Origin of the sequence: Clostridium algidicarnis DSM 15099 (assembly GCF_002934235.1) — a bacterium.
Classification (GTDB): Bacteria; Bacillota; Clostridia; order Clostridiales; family Clostridiaceae; genus Clostridium_L; species Clostridium_L algidicarnis.
In genome coordinates this window covers 426,618-445,007 of sequence record NZ_PTIS01000001.1, presented here as the reverse complement: position 1 = coordinate 445,007, position 18,390 = coordinate 426,618, and the positions used below count along the sequence as shown (strand labels likewise).

General features: G+C 27.0%; 24 protein-coding genes. 1 reads left to right on the top strand and 23 read right to left on the bottom strand.

The window, feature by feature from the left end:
• Positions 1-82: 82 nt before the first annotated feature.
• The 21 genes from spoIIIAF to dapF form a co-directional block, all read right to left on the bottom strand.
• Complete coding sequence (spoIIIAF, locus tag BD821_RS02200; protein ID WP_104409090.1) at positions 83-652, bottom strand: stage III sporulation protein AF; 570 nt, start codon at positions 650-652, stop codon at positions 83-85.
• 10 nt (positions 653-662) lie between these two features.
• Entirely contained in the window at positions 663-1,865 is a 1,203-nt protein-coding gene (gene spoIIIAE, locus BD821_RS02195; protein ID WP_029453190.1) for a stage III sporulation protein AE, read from the bottom strand.
• Between the two features lie 8 nt (positions 1,866-1,873).
• A complete protein-coding gene (spoIIIAD, locus tag BD821_RS02190) occupies positions 1,874-2,257 on the bottom strand; it encodes a stage III sporulation protein AD (RefSeq protein WP_029453191.1) in 384 nt (127 codons plus the stop codon).
• A gap of 8 nt (positions 2,258-2,265) precedes the next feature.
• Entirely contained in the window at positions 2,266-2,463 is a 198-nt protein-coding gene (gene spoIIIAC / locus BD821_RS02185; protein WP_104409089.1) for a stage III sporulation protein AC, read from the bottom strand.
• A gap of 13 nt (positions 2,464-2,476) precedes the next feature.
• Positions 2,477-2,995, bottom strand: a complete 519-nt coding sequence (gene spoIIIAB / locus BD821_RS02180; RefSeq protein WP_169993906.1) for a stage III sporulation protein SpoIIIAB — start codon at positions 2,993-2,995, stop codon at positions 2,477-2,479.
• Entirely contained in the window at positions 2,988-3,917 is a 930-nt protein-coding gene (spoIIIAA, locus tag BD821_RS02175; protein WP_104409087.1) for a stage III sporulation protein AA, read from the bottom strand. The genes spoIIIAB and spoIIIAA overlap by 8 nt, the downstream gene beginning before the upstream one ends.
• A 167-nt stretch (positions 3,918-4,084) precedes the next feature.
• Positions 4,085-4,489 carry a hypothetical protein gene (locus BD821_RS02170; RefSeq protein WP_104409086.1) on the bottom strand — a complete coding sequence of 135 codons (405 nt, stop codon included), beginning with the start codon at positions 4,487-4,489 and terminating at the stop codon, positions 4,085-4,087.
• A 43-nt stretch (positions 4,490-4,532) separates the two neighbouring features.
• On the bottom strand, positions 4,533-5,090 hold the full coding sequence (gene efp, locus BD821_RS02165) for an elongation factor P (RefSeq protein ID WP_104409085.1): 558 nt from the start codon (positions 5,088-5,090) through the stop codon (positions 4,533-4,535).
• Positions 5,091-5,138: 48 nt separating this feature from the next.
• Positions 5,139-5,594 carry a type II 3-dehydroquinate dehydratase gene (aroQ, locus tag BD821_RS02160; protein ID WP_104409084.1) on the bottom strand — a complete coding sequence of 152 codons (456 nt, stop codon included), beginning with the start codon at positions 5,592-5,594 and terminating at the stop codon, positions 5,139-5,141.
• A 126-nt stretch (positions 5,595-5,720) separates the two neighbouring features.
• Entirely contained in the window at positions 5,721-6,239 is a 519-nt protein-coding gene (locus tag BD821_RS02155; protein WP_104409083.1) for a shikimate kinase, read from the bottom strand.
• A gap of 13 nt (positions 6,240-6,252) precedes the next feature.
• Positions 6,253-6,699 carry a hypothetical protein gene (locus tag BD821_RS02150; protein ID WP_104409082.1) on the bottom strand — a complete coding sequence of 149 codons (447 nt, stop codon included), beginning with the start codon at positions 6,697-6,699 and terminating at the stop codon, positions 6,253-6,255.
• 9 nt (positions 6,700-6,708) lie between these two features.
• Positions 6,709-7,170 carry a hypothetical protein gene (locus BD821_RS02145; protein WP_104409081.1) on the bottom strand — a complete coding sequence of 154 codons (462 nt, stop codon included), beginning with the start codon at positions 7,168-7,170 and terminating at the stop codon, positions 6,709-6,711.
• Positions 7,160-7,867, bottom strand: a complete 708-nt coding sequence (locus BD821_RS02140; protein WP_104409080.1) for a hypothetical protein — start codon at positions 7,865-7,867, stop codon at positions 7,160-7,162. Before BD821_RS02140 ends, BD821_RS02145 begins: the two co-directional genes overlap by 11 nt.
• Positions 7,854-8,321, bottom strand: a complete 468-nt coding sequence (locus BD821_RS02135; RefSeq protein ID WP_104409079.1) for a hypothetical protein — start codon at positions 8,319-8,321, stop codon at positions 7,854-7,856. Before BD821_RS02135 ends, BD821_RS02140 begins: the two co-directional genes overlap by 14 nt.
• On the bottom strand, positions 8,297-8,758 hold the full coding sequence (locus BD821_RS02130) for a hypothetical protein (RefSeq protein WP_104409078.1): 462 nt from the start codon (positions 8,756-8,758) through the stop codon (positions 8,297-8,299). Before BD821_RS02130 ends, BD821_RS02135 begins: the two co-directional genes overlap by 25 nt.
• A gap of 3 nt (positions 8,759-8,761) precedes the next feature.
• Entirely contained in the window at positions 8,762-9,196 is a 435-nt protein-coding gene (locus BD821_RS02125) for a hypothetical protein (RefSeq protein ID WP_104409077.1), read from the bottom strand.
• Positions 9,180-9,638: a type II secretion system protein gene (locus BD821_RS02120; RefSeq protein ID WP_104409076.1), complete on the bottom strand. Its 459-nt coding sequence runs from the start codon at positions 9,636-9,638 to the stop codon at positions 9,180-9,182. The genes BD821_RS02125 and BD821_RS02120 overlap by 17 nt, the downstream gene beginning before the upstream one ends.
• A gap of 12 nt (positions 9,639-9,650) precedes the next feature.
• The gene (locus BD821_RS02115) at positions 9,651-10,820 is read right to left on the bottom strand and encodes a type II secretion system F family protein (protein WP_104409075.1); all 1,170 of its coding nucleotides are present in this window, start codon (positions 10,818-10,820) and stop codon (positions 9,651-9,653) included.
• Positions 10,813-12,291, bottom strand: a complete 1,479-nt coding sequence (locus BD821_RS02110) for a GspE/PulE family protein (RefSeq protein ID WP_104409074.1) — start codon at positions 12,289-12,291, stop codon at positions 10,813-10,815. The genes BD821_RS02115 and BD821_RS02110 overlap by 8 nt, the downstream gene beginning before the upstream one ends.
• A 127-nt stretch (positions 12,292-12,418) precedes the next feature.
• The gene (locus BD821_RS02105; RefSeq protein ID WP_146076369.1) at positions 12,419-13,480 is read right to left on the bottom strand and encodes a hypothetical protein; all 1,062 of its coding nucleotides are present in this window, start codon (positions 13,478-13,480) and stop codon (positions 12,419-12,421) included.
• 17 nt (positions 13,481-13,497) lie between these two features.
• Entirely contained in the window at positions 13,498-14,328 is an 831-nt protein-coding gene (gene dapF / locus BD821_RS02100; protein WP_104409072.1) for a diaminopimelate epimerase, read from the bottom strand.
• 178 nt (positions 14,329-14,506) lie between these two features.
• Between dapF and BD821_RS02095 the strand changes: the two genes are divergently transcribed.
• A complete protein-coding gene (locus BD821_RS02095) occupies positions 14,507-16,228 on the top strand; it encodes an Rqc2 family fibronectin-binding protein (RefSeq protein WP_104409071.1) in 1,722 nt (573 codons plus the stop codon).
• Positions 16,229-16,327: 99 nt separating this feature from the next.
• On the opposite strand, the gene uraA is transcribed toward BD821_RS02095, so the two are convergent.
• Both uraA and pyrR read right to left on the bottom strand, forming a co-directional pair.
• The gene (gene uraA / locus BD821_RS02090; RefSeq protein ID WP_104409070.1) at positions 16,328-17,593 is read right to left on the bottom strand and encodes a uracil permease; all 1,266 of its coding nucleotides are present in this window, start codon (positions 17,591-17,593) and stop codon (positions 16,328-16,330) included.
• 110 nt (positions 17,594-17,703) lie between these two features.
• Positions 17,704-18,246, bottom strand: a complete 543-nt coding sequence (gene pyrR / locus BD821_RS02085; protein WP_029453212.1) for a bifunctional pyr operon transcriptional regulator/uracil phosphoribosyltransferase PyrR — start codon at positions 18,244-18,246, stop codon at positions 17,704-17,706.
• Positions 18,247-18,390 lie beyond the last annotated feature (144 nt).

Genomic DNA, 18,390 nt, shown 5'->3' with positions numbered 1-18,390 from the left:
TCCGTCTTAAAATTTTCTTATAGTATTTTGCCCTATAAAAATTTCTGTACACTTTTCGGTTTTATATAAGACCATTCTTTATTTATCTTATTATTTTAATACTTTTTTCCTCTATGTTTAGAATGGAGCTTAAATAAGTTTTAATTTCCTTATCTTTAGCTGTATCTAAAGAGGATTTGGCATTATCGTCTTTTACACCATTTAATTCTACCTTTTTAACCTTGTTTACATTTTTATCGTAGGCCTTTACTTCTAACCCCTTAATAGAAAACTTTTCTTCATTACTTTCTAAAAGTACTCCAACCTCAAATTTATCTTCGGGATATTTTGTTAATAAGTTTTCAATTATTTTATCTTGTAAATTCTTTTTGAAATTTTCCATGGTAGAGTCCATATTTTTACTCGTATATTCTTTTTTATTTTTTTCGAAATCTACTAAATACTTTTCGCTTTTTTCTATGTTCCATGTTAAATTTTCTTTATTTTTATCTGCAATTTTAAATATGGGATTTATAACCACAGTCATTAATATTAATCCTAAAACAAACTTTGCATATTTCTTTATAGTGTTATTTGGTAAGATAAGTTCTACAGCTGTTATAAATAAAACTGTACTACATATGTTTATAATCCAAGTTTTTAGCATGTCCATATAATCACCCCTAAACTCCTATAATAGCTTTACCGCTTGAGGCTATTATGGCTATCATTATAAAAAACATTACTGAAATACAAATAACACAAGACATTATAAGTATTATAGAATCACCTATAGAGCTAACGCACTCAATTATTCTTTTATCGCTTATAGGTTCTATAAATGCAGCTGTTATCTTATATAACATAGCCATTATAAACAACTTAAGTATAGGAGTAATTATAATAAATACTATAATTACAAGTCCCAAAACACTTACAGCATTTTTTAATAATAAGGAATATCCAGCAACCGTTGCTACTGCATCAGATAAAGCTTTCCCAACTATAGGTACAAAATTATCAACTGCAAATTTAGCTGTTTTTGCAGTTACAGCATCTAATGTACTTGATGTGGCTCCTCTTATAGTAATTATACCTATAAATATTGTCATAATTATGCCTTGCACCCATAATACAATTTGATTTGAAAGCTTAGCTAATTTAGTTATCTTATAATCTTCAGATAAGCTATTTATAAATTGTAGTACAAACCCCATAAGTATAAATGGAATTATAAAATCTACATAAAACCTTGGTATAACATTTATAGCAATTAATGTTATAGGATCCATAGTTGCAACCTGAGCTACGCCTCCAACACTTGTTAGTAGTAGCATTAAAACAGGTATAAGCGCCGCCATAAAATCTGTTAATTCCTTTATAGTACCCTTAGCTAAATTTATAGATATTAGGAAGCTTTTTGATAATATCATTATTAATATTGAGTAGCATGCAAAGTAGGCAATGTTTGTTATGTTATCATTAGTAAAAGCATCTTGAATATTTTTTAATAATGCAGTTATTAATGCAATGACTATCACCATAACTAAAAACTTTGATGAGCTAATTACCTCTTTAAATGTATAACTAAGAAGTCCTTTTAACACTTCCCTATAATTAAGGTTTCCTTTTCCTGTTTTAATATAATTTGATATATAACTTTTAATATCTAAATCATTAGAAACTTCATGATCTAATTTAATATTTCTCATATATTCATATAAATTTTCTAAGTCTTTTTCATCCATAGTATCAATATTCTTTTCTTCTACATTTTCTATCCCTCCCCCTCCATTAATATCCACCTTCTTAATTTGAGTTTCTGCTTTAGTTGTGGTGAAACTTATCATTATTATAAATAAAACCATTATTATTAATTTTTTCATATATCCACCTACATAATCTTTAGTATGGCGTCTAGAACCGCCATCAAAATTGGTATGGCTAAAAATAAAATAAGAATTTTACCTGAAAGTTCTACCTTTGAAGCTATGCTATTAGCCCCTGCATCCTTGCATATTTCAGAACAAAATGATGCTACATAGGCTATTCCTAGTATTTTCATAACTGTACTTAGATAAACTGCATCTATGTTGGCCTTTAGCGCTATAGACTGAAGAAATTGAAATATGAAATTGATTTTACTTAGCAAAAAGAAAATAATTATAACACTAGTGATTAAAGTAATAAATATTGATATATCTTCCCTTTCCTCCTTAAATATAATAAGTAAAAATAATGCTACAAAGGCGAAAGAGGTTATTTTTATTATTTCCATAAAACCACCTAAAATTGAAACATGGTTTTTACAGAATCAAATAACTTGCTTATAAGATTTATTACCATCAAAAGTATTATCACTACCCCTGCTATATTAGCAATAGTAGCTATATCTTCTTTTCCACTAGTTGTAAGGACCTTATCTAATATTACTAGCACTATACCGGCACTTCCTATTTTAAATAACAAACTTATGTCTAGCATGTCCTCTCCTCCTTTATATTAAGAAAATAACTGTCATTAGACCTATGGAGATACCAAGATACCTATATACTTTCATATCCTTTTTACTTTTTTCTAAAGCAATTTCAATTTGATCTTGGAGGTTTTTTAATGTAATTGAAAATATACTCATGTGGGACTCAATGTCAGACTCTCCAATCCCTTTAGCTAGGTCTAAAATTATATTTCTGTCCTCTTCATTAATATTTAAGGATTTCTTATGTTTTTCTAAATTCTTTTGAAAACTTTCACAGACGTCTTTAACTTTATTTTCTTTTAAGTCAGTTGCTACATCTTTAAATAAATCTTTAAATCCATATTTTCCTTTTTTAGATATATTTAAAAGTGCTTCTGGAAGTGGTGTATGTGTATAAAAAATTTCATTTTGAAGATGATTTAATGCTCTTTCTAATTCTTTTAGTTCCAAAACCCTTTTTCTAAGGGACTCTGCATACACAAATCCTGCCAAGGAACAAGAAATAATTATCATAAGAAACCCAAAATATTTAACCATAGTTTTTTTCTCCATAAATCACTTTTTTATCTTTAAAGTCATATATATAGTCTATGGTTCCAACTCCATTTCTATTACTTAATACAACAGCTCTTCTAAAAACTTCTTCTTCTAATATATCTTTGAATACTGATCTTTTTTTCATATCTTCAATACCACTTCCATGAATAGTAGTAATAATATTAACACCTGAATTCATTGCAAGTAATATACTTTCCATATCTTTTAAAGATCCAATTTCATCAGAAATTATTACTTCAGGCCCCATAGACCTGATTGCCATTATTATTCCATAACTTTTCATACAATTATCATAAACGTCCGTTCTAATACCCACATTTAACTGCGGGACACCTTCAAAACAAGCTGCAATTTCACTTCGCTCATCAATTATAACTACCTTTTTACCTTGGAGTCCTTTGTTTATATCACCATCTGATATACTTCTTGTAATATCTCTTAATATAGTGGTTTTACCGCACTTTGGTGGTGAAATAATTATAGTGTTAAGTATCTTACCTTTTTCTATTACATAAGGTAGTATATTTAACCCACATCCCCTCACTTCTTTACATATCCTTATATTTAAAGAAGAAATAGTTCTTATGGTTTTAATTCCTTCTTTTTCTTGAACACAATCCCCTGCTATTCCAACTCTATGACCACCCTTTATTGTTATATATCCTTGCCTTATCTCTTCTTCAAAAGCGTATAAAGAATAATTGCTTATTCTTTGAAGTATAGTTTTTATATCATTTTTAGTAACTAAATATGGTTTTATTATTTCCTTTTGATTTATTTGGATTATAAGTGGTCTATTTGTCCTTAATCTAATTTCCTGAATGCAATTAAAATCTTTAATTTCTTCTAGTTTTAATATAATCTCTTTAGGTAAAATATTTATAATTTCATTAGTATTCATAACATTCCTCTTTCTATCTTTTTATTAAGGTTATGCATCTCCTTGTATATTTAATTTTTATTTATATATACTCATAATTATTACAAAAATAAAAAAAACCTAAGAATAATCTTAGGTTTTTTTTATTTACTATTTAATTTGTTAAACAATAGATTAAAACATTTGTTTTAATCCTCACTTTTTATTGGTTCTAAATACTTTTCTTCTAGTCTCATAGTCTTATTGCAATTTGGACATTTTATCTTAGAGTCACTTTTAAATAGTTGCTCTTCTATAAATAGTACCTCGCCACAAAATGGGCAAGAACTTTCAACATAATCATCTTCATCATATTCATAATCTAAAGGTCCTATAACATCTTCATAATCTTCTAATGGTGAAGACATAAAATCTAGTCTTCTCTCAATATACTCGGCATATTCAGTTAGCTCTAGCATATCTTTTTCCATTGTAGTAACCTTTGCTCCTAAATCCAAAATAACTTGAAGAGCTTTATCTAAAGTTTCCTCTAATAATTTAGATGATTGTAGTTCACTTTTAATACTCTCTATATCTTTTATAATATCGCTCATAGATACACATCCCTTTCTAAAATAAAAGGTTTAATACTATGCTTTAAACTCTTTCCATATAGTCACCATTTCTAGTATCTATTCTAATTACGTCTCCTTCACTTACAAAAAGTGGAACGTTTATTACAGCACCAGTTTCAACTGTAGCTGGCTTTAATGTATTAGTTGCAGTATTTCCCTTTGCTGATGGTTCTGTATGGGTTACGGCTAGTTCAACAAAATTAGGAGCTTCAACAGAGAATGCTTCGCCTTTATAAAATTTTATTATAGCAAACATATTTTCTTTTAAAAACTTTATAGCTGTTTCTACAATTTCTAAGTTCAATGGAATTTGCTCAAAAGTTTCTTGGTCCATAAAATAATATAACTCTCCATCGGAATATAAATATTGCATTTCTTTTCTTTCAATTACGGCTTCTTGTAATTTTAAAGTTGGGTTAAAAGTTGTATCAGTAACTCCACCTGATATTACATTTCTAAGCTTTGTTCTTACAAAAGCTGCTCCCTTACCTGGCTTAACGTGTAAAAAGTCTATTACTGTAAATACTTGTCCATCTAATTCAAAAGTATTACCTTTTCTTAAGTCTCCTGCTGATATCATTAAGTATCCCTCCAAAAATCTTTTAGATTAATTTATATTACAACCTTTTCAGGCAAATATATTGTTTTTATGTATGTCTTTGTACTCGTTTAATAAAAATTCTATGGCTAAAATATAACCCTTCCATCCAAGTCCACTTATTACACCTATTGCTGCATTTGCAGTAACACTTATTTTTCTAAAGTCTTCCCTTTTATAAATATTACTAAGATGGACTTCTACTGACGGTATGCTTATTCCCTTTAATGCATCTAATATAGCAATGCTATAATGAGAATATGCTGCTGGGTTTATTACTATAGCATCGTATTTTTCGTCAGCTTCTCCTATGACACTTATAATTTCACCTTCATCATTGCTTTGAAAAAAACAAATTTCAGCTTGATTTTTAAAATGCTCAGTTATTTTTTTGTTTATTTCACCTAAGCTTAAGTCACCGTAAATGTTCACTTCCCTCTTGCCTAATCTATTAAGATTTGGTCCATTAATAACAAATATCTTCATTTATCTCACCTGTTAAACCTATTAGATTTTAAACTAATTTTTGAAAAAAATCAACCTTTAGTCTGACTATTATTTAAAAACAATATATAATTCTCATTAGTATTTTACCCTTTAATTTATATATTATTATAAATTAATCTCAAATAGTTTAATTTTATTTATAACCTCATTTATTATATCATATTTATTTTTACTTTCACAATCTATTATTATAGTTGCTTTTTTGTATATCTGAGTCCTATCTTTCAATAATGTCTCTAATTCAACTTTTATATGGTTTTGTGAAATCAATGGTCTTTTATTATCTTTTTTAATTCTTTCTACTAATTCATCAATTGGTGTATCTAAAAAGATCGTTAATCCTAATGAATTTAGCTTTTCCATATTATTGTTATATATCGGTAATCCTCCACCTGTGGATATTACCATATTAGATTTATCCTCAAAATCTTTTAATATATTTTTTTCTAAATCTCTAAAATATAATTCTCCTTTTTCTTTGAAAATATTAGAAATACTACTTCCTTCCCTAGACTCTATATACTTATCAGTATCTATAAAACGCCATTCTTTTTCCTTACTAACGGCTTCTCCTATAGTAGTTTTTCCGGCACCAGGCATACCTATAAATATTAATTTACTCATTTTAGATACTCCCCTAAATATCTTTAGATATTTTAATAATTAAATACCCTTTTATAACATTATCCTCTTTAGATAGGATACTCATCTCTTCAATATTAACATATCTTTTCTCGAGTTCTAATAGGTAATTTAAAAATTTATTTATATCCGATGTAAAATTTATAAATATATTTATATTATCTTTGCTATATTCTATTTTTTCAATTTCAAAGTCTAATTCTTCATGAAAAATCAATATGCTAGATATGGTATTTTCATTATTAATTCCTACTTTCCCCTTATCATCATATGTTTCATCTTTATTTTCAGATATTTCATTGAATAGGGGTATAGCTTCTTCATTTATTACCGTAGTATCATTAGAACTTTCTAGTAAACATTTATTTAATATATAAAAAGTTTCACCTAAAGATATAATTACTAATATTATTATAATAATCTTTTTAGTATTATTTGTCATACAATCACCTTAATAAGATAAATTAATATTGAAACTATATTTATTTTCTAAATCTTTTATATATTCCATACTCTTCACCTTTATATGATTATTTTTATTATAGTAATTTATAAATTCATCAATATCTTTATTGTCATAAAAAGTAATCTTTGAAATTACATTATCTTTAGTAATTAAAACACTATCTACTAAAAACATTTTTTCTTCAAACCCAAATAACGTCTCTAAGATATCATGTATATCTTTTGAATTACAACTTACACTCTTTTTGCTAAAATCTTCATTGACTGTGTCAACTTGCTTTTTAGAGCTTATACTTTTATTATAATCTATTATTAACATGCCTACTGATATCATAATAACCAAAGCAAGAATTATGTAATTATTATAAGACATTGATTTTTTTTTTTCTTTGCCACTTACATAGCTAGATGGAAGGTAACTATATTGATTTTTATATCTAATTAACATAAAACAACTCCTCAGTTTTAATATTAAATCTTTTAATATTAAAGTCATTAGTATGTTTCTTATCCAGATTCAAGTTTATTAAATACATATTATTTTCTATAGATAAACTTAAATGTTCTAAAGACTTAGTAATAATATTCAAAGATTCTTCGCACAGATTATTAGTATTTTTTTCATCTGCATCCTTATTAAGGATACAAAAAACTATATCACCGTATTTTAAAATTATAAAATATAAATGTTCTTTTATTAAAGCTATTACTATACCCTCTTTCACTTTAGCTTTATTTTTTATATATTTAGTTAAAACTTCTTGAATTGGTATAATCCTCAATGACTTACAGCCTGCAAAATATCTATCGATAATTTCATATTTATCTGTGTTTATGCATTTAATGCTCGTAATTAAATTTTTATCACTAGACTTTATAACTTCATAATCAAAAAGAATATCATCTTTTTTAAATAAAAGATTTACTTCCTTTTCTATATTTTTCTTTAATGATATATTATTCATCCTAGGTAAATTTAATTTTAAATTATATATTTCCTCTCCCTCTAAAATAATATTTAGTTTTTTGTTTTTAAAATATATAAAATCTATATCCTCATACTTAAATTTTTCATAACACTTTGTTCTTTTATCATAAGTATAAATTTCTCTTCCTATAATCATATAAATATTATTTGAATTCATCATGCACCTCCCCTTCATATCTTATAAGTTTAACTTTATTTTCACTTATCTTGCATTTATAACTTTCGTTACTATAAGATCCGCTAAAATCTTTGATATGTAAGTTTATACACTCTCTTAAATTATCGTATTTTATACTACAATTTTCATAAGTTATAATAGTCTTAAAGCTTTTCAAAAGTTCTACTTCACTTATCTCCTCTTCATGATTTTCACTTATATATTTGTCTAAATAACTTTGCAGTTGAAAACTCAATTTGGTTAAGAGAACTTCCTTCATTTTATTGTTTTCTCTAAATACAGCTTTATTTATTAAACTATTAGTATCTACACGTTTTTTTAATATATTTATTGTGAAGCTACTAATTGTAAATACCATAATCATAGTAATTAATGTTCCTAAAAGGATATTACCTTTTTTATGTCTTTTTATGTTTTTATCATAGGTAAACATTTTTCTATAATTTCTCCCTCCTTTAAAACTATCTTAATGAAGATTAGATCACCCTTTTGTTCTACATAGAATTCTTCTACATTTTTAATAATATTATTAGAAGTTTGAATACTATTGTTTATTTTAACAATAGACACCACCCTATTTTCTTTGTTTTTAGTTATTTCTTTTTCTATTGGATTATTTATTTTGTTTTCTTTTAATATTATAGAATTATTCTTGACCTCTACCATAAATCTTCCTGTAGATATTTCTCTATCTATTATATCTACAGCTTGTTTTAAATAAACATAATTAACATAAGATTTATTCTCTTTTTGGTTATCCTTAACACACATTAATATTAATATAAAAAGGAATGAGGCAATAGTCATAGATATGGCAAAAGAAATAATAAACTCTAAAATAGAAAATGCCTTTTTCTTTCTTTTATTCATTTGTCAGTAGTTTCCTTTATATAGTTTTATTTTCTTACTACTATATTCCTTTATAAATATAATATTCACCTCTAATATATCCTCTGTTTTAATGGTATTTATCTTAATATATGGTTTTTTAATCTGACTTTCTTCCTTCATTATTTCTAATATATTCTTATGTTTTATAAAGTCCATTTTAATATATTCATTTTCAATGTAGTATTCTTTATTACAGGTTAGCTCCCAATCCTCAAAACTTTGATTATAATATATTTCATTTTTTAAAGCCTCTAAGAACAATGTTTCTTTCATAGAATCTTCCTGATTAATTGTTTCTTTAAAATAATAGCTTCTACACATAAAGAATGTATTAATAATTAAAATTAATATAGAAAATGCAATTAATGTTTCAACAAGAATGCTCCCCTTACTATTATTATTATTTAATTTCCGCATAAAAATTACCTACCTGTATTGTAATTGAGTGTTCATTGCCTTTAGAATCTTTAAGGCTTATAGTTCCAGGTTGCACTGTGCCATCTTTGCCAACATTCAATATATTATCCAAGCTACCACCCGTTAATTTATATTCTTTTGGTATTATCATAACTTTAACAATTTTATTATCAACTGAAAAACTTATTTTATTTGCTTTCTTTTCTAATTGTATGTATCCATTTTTTTGATTACCTTTACAATATGCACTAGAGAAAGACACTAATGAAAATATAGATGTCTTGCAATGTTTAACTTCAGCATTAAATATATTATTTTTTACTAAATTTATAGGAATAAATGTTATATATGCAGTTATGCCTATAAGACTTAACGTTATTAATATTTCAATTAAAGTGAATCCTTTTTTTTTCACATAAACTTTATTAAATGCTTTTTTCATATGTCACCTGCTTCAAGATATTGATGTTAATCCATTAATCATGGGTAAAACTAAGGTTATTACAAGGGTTAAAATCATCCCACCTACAATAATTAAGGATACAGGCTGAATAATATTTAGATTTTTTTCTATTTTCTTTTCATAGTTAACTAACATTATTTCTTCTATGTGATTTAAGCTTTCTTCTAGATTACCACTTTCTTCTCCTACCTTTAAAATTGCTAAAGAAATAGAATTAAATAATCCGGATCTTTTAAATGCTTTATATAAACTTCTTCCTTTTTTTATATCTGCTACTATTAAATTTAGATCTTTTTTATAATTATTCTCTTCAAACATATTCGTACATTTTTCTATGCTATTTATAATTGTATTTCCTGATTCTATAAGTACCCTTAAACTCATGATGAATTTAATATTATAAAACTCTTTAACGGTCTTGATTCTTGAAATTAAAAAATTGCTCATGTAGCTCCGCTTATAGTTAAATAATACAATCAATACATTTAATGTAAGTATTATTACTATTAAATACCACTTAGCTGAAATGAAGCTACTAATACTTAAGATTGCCTTTGTGTACAATGGTAGTTCTTGTACATTATTTTCTAATAAAGTCATAAAGTTTGGAATTACTTTAATTGTTATAAAGAAAAACATTATAATAACAGTAATCATAAGTACAACTGGGTATGATAGTGCATTTATTAATTTACTTTTTAGTTTTTGTTGCTTTTTATAATAATCACCTAGTATTTTAAAGCTATCTTCTAACCTTCCACTATCTTCACCGACTTTTATCATTTGTATAAACATCCTTGGATATATGTTCGGATAACTTAAAAAACTTTGACTTAGACTTTTACCATCTTTTAAAGATTTACATATTTCTAAAATACTATTTTTTACTGACATATTTTCTATGCCTTCTTGTATTATATTTAGAGAACTAAGTAAGCTAACACCTGAACCTATCATAAGCTTTAAGTTAAGACATAAAATTTCTAAATCTTTATATGAAGATTTTTTAATGCCTTTCTTTAAATTAATAACCTTACGGTACCTTGATATATAATAACCCTCAGTTTTTAATGATAACCATAATGCATCTTCTCTCCCTTTAAATGTACCCATTTTACGCCTACCATTTAAGTTATATGCAATATAATAATACCTATCCATCTTTCATCATCCTTTGCTTAGTTATAATGGGTACAACTTGTTTATAATCTATTACTCCTTGCAATAGTAACTGTTTGTACTGAAATAATAGGGTATCTTCTTCTTTTATGTTTAATTCTCTTCTAAAATCCCTTATATCCTTGCAATTTTGTAGATTTATTTTCTTATCTTCATCTAAATAAAGTATTTCACTAACTAAAACACGTCCTAAATAACCTGTGTTCCTACAAATCTTACATCCCTTGGCTTCATAAAACCATTCATCTTCTTTAATATCTAAATTTAGACCTTTGTAATGTTTTTCTTTAGATTTTTGTTTGCAATGACAACATAACTTTCTTACAAGACTTTGTGATACTACACCTAATACTGCATCCATCATTATATATCTCTTTATTCCCATTTCAGACAGTCTATAAAGTGCACCTATACAATCATTAGTATGAAGTGTTGATAAAACCTTGTGTCCTGTTATAGCTGCTCTAGAAGCTATTTGAGCTGTTTCCTCATCTCTTATTTCACCAATCATTATAATATCTGGATCTTGACGTAAAATGCTTCTAAGACCTGAAGAAAAGTGTACTCCTCCTTTAGTATCAACGTTTATTTGATTAATACCTTTTATACTATATTCTACAGGGTCTTCTATAGTAGTTATATTTAAATTTTCTTTATTAAAATCATTTATCATGCCATATAAAGTAGTACTTTTGCCACTACCAGTAGGTCCTGTTACAAGTATCATTCCATACTGAGAATCTAACATAGATCGTATAAGTTTTAATTGCTCCTTTTTAAATCCTAGATTGTCTAATGACTTAAAGGCTGAATCCTTATATAAAATCCTAAGAACTAACTTTTCACCATTTATAGTGGGAATAGAAGAAACCCTTATATCATATCCTGTGCCTTTTTTAGCAAATGATATTTTGCCATCCTGTGGTATCCTCTTTTCAGCAATGTTCATATTAGATAAAAGCTTTATTCTTATAACTAGACTAGATAACACGGCCTTTGGAAGTTTTATATATTGAAATAAAACTCCATCCTTCCTAAACCTTATAGTTATTTCATTTTCTTTAGGTTCAATATGAATATCACTAGCATTAGCATCTATGGCCTCATTTATTATATCCTGTACTAACCTAGAAGCAGGAGACTTCTCTTCCCATGATATTTTTTCTCTTTTCTCCACATTATCTTTTATTAATTCTTCAATAGAATTATCCTTAACATTATTTCCATAATAAAGAGATAACTTTTGCAATATCACCTCTTCTTTAAACAGATGTATTCTAACTTCTTTTTTATATAAAAACTTCACATAATTAATTGCAAATAAATTATTTTCATCACTTATTGCTAAATCAATAATTTTATCATTTATATTAAGTGGAACCATAAAATTCTCATAAGCTATGTTTTTAGGTATTAGATTTACTAGGCTAGAGTTTAATTCAGGATTTAGCATATACCCTATTACCCCTTTCTATAGTTTAAACATATATATTTCATGATTTACTTATAATTATTGTCAAACACTAATTTTTTATACACAAAAAAAGGAATATTTCTTTTTAAGAAATATTCCTCTTTTACTATTTATCTTTTTGATATATATGATAGTTTTTTTCTTTGTCTATTATCAAATTAACTGAATTATCCTCTTTTTTTATCATATAAACCTTTGATTTTTCTTTATTAACTTCATATCCTAAAAAATATACATTACCATTTTCATCTACAGCCATTCCACCTGAAGAATTTATATTTTTAGGAAAATTAAATACTGCCTTTTTAAATGTTCTATCCAATTGAAGTTTATATATACAATCTTTTTCACTTTCATCTTTACCCATTACATATATATCTTCTCCAGATTTAAGAGAGTAAAAAACTTTTGATAACTTTAAGTCAAAGGGATTATATGTTTCTTCCTTTAAATTAATAAGAACTAATTCATAATTATCTTTACTATACTTCATAGTTATAATATTATTTTCATCTAAACTTTCTAAATACACGATGAATCCATCATTTATTTGTAAAAGTTTCTTTTCTTCATTATTATTTGTGTCTTTTAAAAATATAGCAGATTCTTTTGAATTATTCATTGCTCCATAGTAAACTATGTTGTTTTCATCTATCCAGTCATAAACATTTCCCGAAATTAAGATATCGCTAGAAACTTCACTTTCTTTATTAGTTGCCATGTTATATACCATAACACCTTTTGCACTGCTAAGACTATCCTCTTCAAATGCCCTGTAAGCTATATTATTTCCATTTTTAGATATCCTAAGATCAATATAGCTATTATATTTATCTAAACTTTGTATTTTTTTATCTTTTTTGATTATACTAATATTTGTACTTGGAAGTTCTTTGTTTTTATTTTTCTCCTTTAAATATATTAAAATATTTTCGGAGTATTTAAAATCCATTATATCTTCTATCTCATCTATATACTCTCTTTTTCCATCTTTTAAACTATATGCCTTTATATTAGTTTCTGATGATTCCATTAATGTAGCCTTTGTAAAATTTGAATAATTGTAATCCTTAATTATATCTTTTTCACTAGGGGCTCCTTTATTGCATGCAACCAAAAATAGCGTAAAAAGTAAAAGTATAAAAGCATTACACTTTTTCTTCATCATTATTCCCACCAGTCATATTAATACTCCATTAAAAGAGTTCCTTTAAATACATTTTCTGCATTTCCAATCATATATATGTTATCACCATCTTCTATTCGAACCTTTAATGTTCCACCCTCCACTGTAACTGAAACTTCATTATCTGTATATCCTAGAATATAAGACATATATGCAGAGGCACAACTTCCAGTTCCACAAGCAAGAGTCGGACCTGCTCCAACTTCCCATGTCTTAATTTTAATACTCTTTCTATCTAATACTTCGCAAAAGTTAACATTTGTTTTCATTTTGAAAAAACTGTTTTCTTCTATAAATTTACCTTCTTCTATTTTATAATTACTAAGTTTATCTATTATAACAGTATGTGTCACCCCAAGATGGAGCGAGTTTATTATATATATCTTGTTATTTATTTCTAATGGCTTATTTATTATAGGTTTTTCTGAAACTTCTGATATATTACTTGGATCTAAAGATGGTTTCCCCATATATACGGTGATTTCTTCTATGTTGTCACCTTTTAGAGTAAGACTTACCTTCTTTATTCCATCTCCTGTTTTTATATTAATTATAGTCTTTTCAACTATCTTTTCTTCATAAACATATTTTGCAAAACATCTTATACCATTACCACACATAGAAGCATAAGATCCATCTGAATTAATAATTACCATTTCTATATCAGCTTCTTTAGAATTTCGTACTATTAAAATACCATCTGCACCTATTCCAAAGTTTCTATTACAAAGTTTTAATGCTATACTACCTTCTTTTCCTAAATATTCATTATTTAAATCCTCAATTATTATAAAGTCATTTCCATTTCCATGCATCTTTTTAAAATTCAAAATTGCTCCTCCTTAACTATTCTTTCTATTACATTATTATTGCATATATATAATACTATATATATATAAATAAATTGTAAAAATTTTATTACATTTAGACAACTATATTAAATATTGGTATAATCAATGTATTATTAACGAAATTCAGTACGTTTTTTTTAAGAAAGGAAGTTTATTTATGGCTTTAGATGGAATATTTTTACACAGTATTGTTAGTGAATTAAAAAGCGAAATATTAAACGCAAAAATAGATAAGGTTAATCAGCCTGAAAAGGATGAGATTATATTAAGTATTAGATGTTCTAGCGGTAACAAAAAATTACTTATAAGTTCTAACTCTAATTATCCAAGGATACATTTTTCAGAAGAATCAAAAGCTAATCCAGCAAGTGCTCCAATGTTTTGTATGATTCTTCGGAAATATATAGTTAGTGGTAGAATAAAAGATATTACACAATTAAACAATGATAGAGTTCTAATCATAGATGTTGAAAATACAGATGATTTAGGCTTTGATAGTATCTACTCTTTAGTAATTGAAATTATGGGAAGACATAGTAATATTACATTAGTTAGAAAAAGAGATGGAATAGTTATGGACTCTATAAAACATATAACCCCTGAGATTAATAGCTATAGAAGTATTTATCCTGGTTTAAAGTTTAAATACCCACCTAGTTTCGATAAATTAAATCCATTAAATTGCAGTAATACTAACATAATAACTTTTATTAAGGAAAATGATTTAGATATTTCTAATAAAACTGCTTCTTTATGTTTTAATGGTGTAAGCAAATTATTATCTGAGGATATATACAAAAGTTACCTTTCTTTAGAAGATGTAGATCAAGATTTAAATTCATATGCTAATATTTGCATGGATTACTTTAGTAATATACGTTCTAATAACTTTGAATTTATAAGTTACTTTGATGAAAATATGCTAAAAGACTTCTACTGTCTAGACCTAATTACAATGAAAAGTTATAATAAAGATATTTATACCTCACCTTCAAAACTTATTGAATCTTTTTATAAACAAAAAGCTAGAAGTCAACATGTTCACGGTAGAAGCACAGAGCTATTAAAATTAATTAATACTAATTTAGATAGGTGTAATAAAAAAATTGATATTTTAAAATCCACCTTAGAAGAATGTAAAAATAAAGATGAGTATAAAATTAAAGGTGAACTTTTAACTGCAAATATATATAGCATTACACAAGGTAAATCTGAAGTGTCTCTTCAAAATTATTATGGTGATGAAGATGAATATATTACTATAAAATTAGATGAAAATAAAACAGTCTCTGAAAATATACAGTCATTCTATAAAAAGTATAATAAATATAAAAAATCTGAAGCAGCCGCTAAAATTCAACTTTCAATAGCTGCTGACGAGATAGAATATTTAAATTCTGTTTTAAATAACTTAGTTAATATAGAACAATACGAAGAAATTGAAGAAATAAGGTCTGAACTTGTTGAATCAGGATATTTAAAACGTAAGATTCTAAAAAAAGGCAAAAAGAAAATTTCAAAACCAATGCATTTTATTTCTAGTGAAGGACTGGATATTTATGTTGGAAAAAATAATATTCAAAATGATTATCTAACGCTTAAATTTGCAAACAAGCAGGATACTTGGCTTCACACAAAGGACATTCCTGGTTCTCATGTAATAATAAAAGGAACTAATATATCTGATACAACCTTGTTAGAGGCTGCTACCCTTGCTGCTTATTATAGTAAATCTAAAGATTCCTCTAATGTTCCTGTGGATTACACTTTAGTTAAAAATGTTAAAAAGCCTTCTGGTGCTAAACCTGGAATGGTTATATATTATACTAATAAAACACTTTATATAAACCCTAAGGACCTTGGACTTAAAAGAGTTTAAAATAAACTCCTATCCGTAGATAAATAGTTGGTAATATGAAAAGAGCTTGAACCAAAGGAACTACTTCCTTTTATCCAAGCTCTTTTCATATTAAACCTTCTACTCTGATTTACTCTTTTCAGGTAACACTAAATTTAGTATTATGCCAACTAAGGTAGCTAGTGCACCTCCTGATAAACTCACACCCTTAAAGTCTATAACCGCTCCACCTATACCTAAAATTATTATTACGGAACATATTATAAGATTCTTTTTCATACCAAAATCTATTTTGTTTTCAACAAAAATTCTAAATCCTGATGAAGCTATTATACCAAATAGTAATATAGACACTCCACCCATTACTGGTAGAGGTATATTGCTTATTACAGCAGATACAGGACCTATGAATGATAACACTATAGCTATAACCGCTGCCCATGCTATAACCCAAACACTATATACCTTAGTTATAGCCATAACTCCTATATTTTCACCATAGGTAGTGTTAGGCGGTCCACCAACTAGTCCTGCAAAAATCGTGGCAACTCCATCTCCTAATATAGATCTATGAAGTCCTGGATCTTTTGTGAAGTCTTTTCCACAAACATTATTTGTTACATATACATGTCCTATATGTTCTGCTAATGTAACAAAAGCCACTGGAGCCATAAGTAGTATGGCATTCCAATTAAATTTTGGTGCCATGAATCTTGGTATTTCAAAAAGTTTAGCTGATTTTATAATTTCTACTGATTCTTGTGGGATTACACCTAAAATTAAGGATAGTATGTATCCTACAACCATGGCTACAAGTATTGGTATTACACCTAAAAATCCTTTAAAGTACATAGTTCCAAAAATACCTATGCCCAAAGTTACTAAGGATACTGCTATCCATGACATTCTAGGGATGCCTTCCATAGATTGAACCATAAAATTCGGATTTAACCCCGCCCAGTCTATAGCTACACCTGCAAGTCCTAAACCAATAACAATAACTACAGATCCTACAACTATTGGCGGTAGTAATTTATCAAGCCACCCCGTACCTGTAAATTTAATTATAGCTGCTACTATAACATAAACAACCCCTGCTGCAACTATACCAGATAGCATTGATGGCCTACCATACTTAGCGGTGGCTGCAACTATAGGTGCTATAAATGCAAAGGATGATCCAAGATACGCTGGAAGCTTTCCCTTAGTGCACAATATATATATAAGGGTTCCAACCCCACTACAAAATAGTGCTAAGGAAGGGTTTGTGTTAGTCAGCATTGGCACTAATATAGTTGCACCTACCATTGCAAATAAATGTTGGAAACTTAAAGGTAATGTCTTAATCATTGGTAGTCTTTCTTCTACATCTACGTAGTTTTTCATATTATTCCTCCTCTTTTTAACCTCACTGGATTATTTTAAAAGACTTATATATAGAAAATCTTTTAATTCATTTTAATTTGGTGTGTTAAAATATAATTTTAAAAAATTTATTATGATTCTAATTCATAAATTTTCACTAAATCTTCTCCATCTATTTCTTTAATTTCAACAGATACCATCTCGTCTTTTGATGTAGGTATATTTTTACCTACATAGTCAGCTCTTATAGGAAGCTCTCTATGTCCTCTATCTATAAGCACAGCCAATTGAATAGACATAGGTCTTCCATTGTCCATAACTGCGTCTATAGCTGCTCTAACTGTCCTTCCTGTGTAAAGTACATCATCTACTAATATCACTTTTTTATCTTTAATTTCAACACCTAGGTTTTTGTTATTTATGGTTGGTGCATCATTTAAATTTGTAAGGTCATCTCTATATAATGTTATATCTACAGATCCTACCGAAACTTTTATTCCCTCTATAGCCTCTATAGTTTCTGCTATCCTTATTGCTAGTGGATATCCTCTTCTTTTTATACCTACTAAAACAATATCTTCTATGCCTTTATTTTTTTCTAATATCTCATGTGATATTCTTATAAGACTTCTTTTTATTGCATTTTCATCTAATAGAGTTGTCTTTAGTTTCATAATTATTCCTCCTTCTATAAAAATAAAGCGTCTTATCAGAAAAGATAAGACGCTTAAAAACAAATTAATAACAAAGTTAACATCTGCGCCTTTGGATCTCTCTTGGATCATTTTAAAGGTATTTTTATTATTATATCATCTAAA

Bases quoted from the DNA above. Each gene is read 5' to 3' on its own strand.
- spoIIIAB (WP_169993906.1), bottom strand. From the start codon at position 2,995: ATGGTTAAATATTTTGGGTTTCTTATGATAATTATTTCTTGTTCCTTG.
- BD821_RS02170 (WP_104409086.1), bottom strand. From the start codon at position 4,489: ATGAGCGATATTATAAAAGATATAGAGAGTATTAAAAGTGAACTACAA.
- spoIIIAF (WP_104409090.1), bottom strand. From the start codon at position 652: ATGGACATGCTAAAAACTTGGATTATAAACATATGTAGTACAGTTTTA.
- pyrR (WP_029453212.1), bottom strand. From the start codon at position 18,246: ATGAAACTAAAGACAACTCTATTAGATGAAAATGCAATAAAAAGAAGT.
- BD821_RS02145 (WP_104409081.1), bottom strand. From the start codon at position 7,170: ATGTTAATTAGATATAAAAATCAATATAGTTACCTTCCATCTAGCTAT.
- spoIIIAC (WP_104409089.1), bottom strand. From the start codon at position 2,463: ATGCTAGACATAAGTTTGTTATTTAAAATAGGAAGTGCCGGTATAGTG.
- uraA (WP_104409070.1), bottom strand. From the start codon at position 17,593: ATGAAAAACTACGTAGATGTAGAAGAAAGACTACCAATGATTAAGACA.
- spoIIIAD (WP_029453191.1), bottom strand. From the start codon at position 2,257: ATGGAAATAATAAAAATAACCTCTTTCGCCTTTGTAGCATTATTTTTA.
- BD821_RS02110 (WP_104409074.1), bottom strand. From the start codon at position 12,291: ATGCTAAATCCTGAATTAAACTCTAGCCTAGTAAATCTAATACCTAAA.
- BD821_RS02135 (WP_104409079.1), bottom strand. From the start codon at position 8,321: ATGTTTACCTATGATAAAAACATAAAAAGACATAAAAAAGGTAATATC.
- BD821_RS02120 (WP_104409076.1), bottom strand. From the start codon at position 9,638: ATGAAAAAAGCATTTAATAAAGTTTATGTGAAAAAAAAAGGATTCACT.
- spoIIIAA (WP_104409087.1), bottom strand. From the start codon at position 3,917: ATGAATACTAATGAAATTATAAATATTTTACCTAAAGAGATTATATTA.
- BD821_RS02125 (WP_104409077.1), bottom strand. From the start codon at position 9,196: ATGCGGAAATTAAATAATAATAATAGTAAGGGGAGCATTCTTGTTGAA.
- BD821_RS02105 (WP_146076369.1), bottom strand. From the start codon at position 13,480: ATGATGAAGAAAAAGTGTAATGCTTTTATACTTTTACTTTTTACGCTA.
- BD821_RS02140 (WP_104409080.1), bottom strand. From the start codon at position 7,867: ATGAATTCAAATAATATTTATATGATTATAGGAAGAGAAATTTATACT.
- BD821_RS02155 (WP_104409083.1), bottom strand. From the start codon at position 6,239: ATGAGTAAATTAATATTTATAGGTATGCCTGGTGCCGGAAAAACTACT.
- BD821_RS02130 (WP_104409078.1), bottom strand. From the start codon at position 8,758: ATGAATAAAAGAAAGAAAAAGGCATTTTCTATTTTAGAGTTTATTATT.
- BD821_RS02115 (WP_104409075.1), bottom strand. From the start codon at position 10,820: ATGGATAGGTATTATTATATTGCATATAACTTAAATGGTAGGCGTAAA.
- efp (WP_104409085.1), bottom strand. From the start codon at position 5,090: ATGATATCAGCAGGAGACTTAAGAAAAGGTAATACTTTTGAATTAGAT.
- BD821_RS02095 (WP_104409071.1), top strand. From the start codon at position 14,507: ATGGCTTTAGATGGAATATTTTTACACAGTATTGTTAGTGAATTAAAA.
- spoIIIAE (WP_029453190.1), bottom strand. From the start codon at position 1,865: ATGAAAAAATTAATAATAATGGTTTTATTTATAATAATGATAAGTTTC.
- aroQ (WP_104409084.1), bottom strand. From the start codon at position 5,594: ATGAAGATATTTGTTATTAATGGACCAAATCTTAATAGATTAGGCAAG.
- BD821_RS02150 (WP_104409082.1), bottom strand. From the start codon at position 6,699: ATGACAAATAATACTAAAAAGATTATTATAATAATATTAGTAATTATA.